The 2,157-nt window shown below is 70.1% G+C and carries 2 protein-coding genes and 1 pseudogene; all 3 read left to right on the top strand.

Translation table 11 applies throughout. From position 1 onward, the window contains the following. Nucleotides 1-288: pseudogene (locus ACFE7U_RS15250) on the top strand (hypothetical protein); the annotation flags it as partial. Nucleotides 289-374: 86 nt separating this feature from the next. Further along, nucleotides 375-1,235, top strand: a complete 861-nt coding sequence (locus ACFE7U_RS15245; protein ID WP_375410570.1) for a universal stress protein — start codon at nt 375-377, stop codon at nt 1,233-1,235. Between the two features lie 149 nt (nt 1,236-1,384). Next, nucleotides 1,385-1,978, top strand: coding sequence for a hypothetical protein (locus ACFE7U_RS15240; protein WP_375410569.1), 594 nt, complete (start codon nt 1,385-1,387; stop codon nt 1,976-1,978). The last annotated feature ends 179 nt before the right edge of the window (nt 1,979-2,157 follow it).

Here is a 2,157-nt window from a genome sequence, read left to right as displayed (position 1 = left end):
GATGGCTGGGCGCGACGAGTCCTGATCGGGCTCGGCGATGCCTCCTACGCCCTCTATCTCGTCCACCCGTTCGTGCTGCGGGGAACGCGCGGGATCATCACCACGGGCGCCCTTCCGGTGTCGACATCGGTGTCCGTAGCCCTGATGATCGCGCTCGCCGTCGTAGCCGCCCTCCTCGTCCACCGCTTCGTCGAGCGCCCGCTCGTACGCCGCGCCCGCGCCGTACTCGATCCGAAGCCGGCCGGAATGCCAGGGGTCGGAAAAAAGCCGCGGAAAAAAGCCGTTTGAGGAATCCAGGTCACGAGTTTCGCGACACGGCGATCGGGATTAGCCTTGCGCCCGATCGCGACGCTTGCGGGGAAGGTGCCACGCCCATGAAGACCCTGCTCGTTCCCGTGGCCCTCCACGATTCCCTCGACTCGGTGTTCGAGAGCACCCGCCTTGCCGCGACCCTGTTCGGCAGCCTGGTGGAAGGGGTGTCGCTGCGCCCGGCGCTCGCGGAGTACGTTCCCGTCGACATGGTCGGCGGCATGACGTGGCTGCGGGACGAGGAGGCCGACAAGGCCGAAGCCGATGCGGCTGGCCGACGCTTCGTCGATTTCATGGAGAAGGCCGGGATGCCCCTGGCCCAGGACGGCCCCTGCACGCCGGAAGCCGCGGCCCTGGCGGGACCACGCTATCGCTGGCGCCCGGACGTCCCGGCCGGCGACGCCTTCCTCGGGCATTATGCCCGGCTGTTCACCGCCACCGTCGTCGGACGGCCGGGCTCCGACGACGGCAGCCCGCGGATGACGACCTTCGAGACCGCTCTGTTCGAAGGCGGCCGCCCGATCCTGGTCACCCCTCCCCGCTCCCCGACGACCCTCGGCGAGGCGATCGTGATCGCCTGGAACGGCTCCACCGAGACCGCCCGGGCGGTGGCCTTCGCGATGCCGTTCTTGCGCAAGGCCGCCCGCATCCGCGTGCTCAGCGTCGAGGGCGGCACGGTGCCGGGGCCGAGCGCCGAGGATCTCGCCAAGGCGCTCGCCTGCGAAGGCATCGCCGCCGATCACCGCGCCCTGCCGGCCGGTCGGCGCACGCCCGGCGAGGTCTTCCTCACCGAGGCGAAGGATTACGGCTGCGACCTCCTGATCAAGGGCGCCTATACCCAGAGCCGGCTGCGCCAGATGATCTTCGGCGGCCCCACCAGCCACCTCCTCGCCCATGCCGAGATCCCGATGCTGATGGCCCATTGAGCGCCGGTCGCACCACGGCATCCGCGAGAGCGCGCGATCGATCTATGCCCATATGAGCCCGGCCGGCGCGTGCGATCCGTCGATGTGGGGTCGGTCCCGCCGCAGGCCGCCGACCCGTCCAAGCCGCTCCCCGAGGATGAAGGCCCGCCATGACGAAGACTGCCCTCGCCCTCATCGCCATCGCCGTCGGCCTCGTCTCCGCCCGAGCCGACGACGTCACGCGCCTTCGCGGGACGATCGAGGCGTCCGACCGCGCCACGGCGACCATCAGGCCCGACGCCGGCGGGACGGTGACCGTGGCGATGCCGGACAAGACCAGGATCTTCGCGGCCACCAGCGGCAAGCTCACTGACGTCAAGCCGGAGAGCTACATCGGCGCCGCCGCGATCCCGCAGCAGGACGGGACCCAGAAGGCGCTGCAGGTCACGGTGTTCGCCTCGTCCCTGCGCGGGACCTCGGATGGCCATCACCCCTGGGACCTCGCCGCCGGCTCGAGCATGACCAACGGCGCGGTGGGGACCCTGACGGGAACGAAGGGGCGAACGATCACGGTGCGGTACAAGGGCGGTGAGAAGACGATCATCGTGGCCGAGGACGTGCCGGTGACCCAGGTCGATCCCGGCGACAAGAGTTTGGTCATCGCCGGAGCCAGGGTCGTCGCCTTCATCCGGCCGGCGGCCGGGGGCAAGCGCGAGGCGATCGTCCTCATCGTCGGCCGCAACGGTGCCGTGCCGTCGATGTGAGCGGGTCGAGGGCTCGGACCCGGGGCGTATCGCCCATTCAGGAGATGGGCCGGGTCTTGGCTGGCCTTCCTCCGGCTGCTGGTTCGGTGGGTCTTCGAAAAGGCTGCCTAACCCTCAGAACAGAACGTCCATCTCGCTGAGCCGCGGCGCCGCTCGGTCCTTGTCCGAGAGCTGCGCCT

The organism is uncultured Methylobacterium sp. (genome assembly GCF_964251405.1).
Classification (GTDB): domain Bacteria; phylum Pseudomonadota; class Alphaproteobacteria; order Rhizobiales; family Beijerinckiaceae; genus Methylobacterium.
The sequence above is the reverse complement of the archived record's forward strand: the minus strand, read 5'-3'. Positions and strand labels throughout refer to the sequence as shown.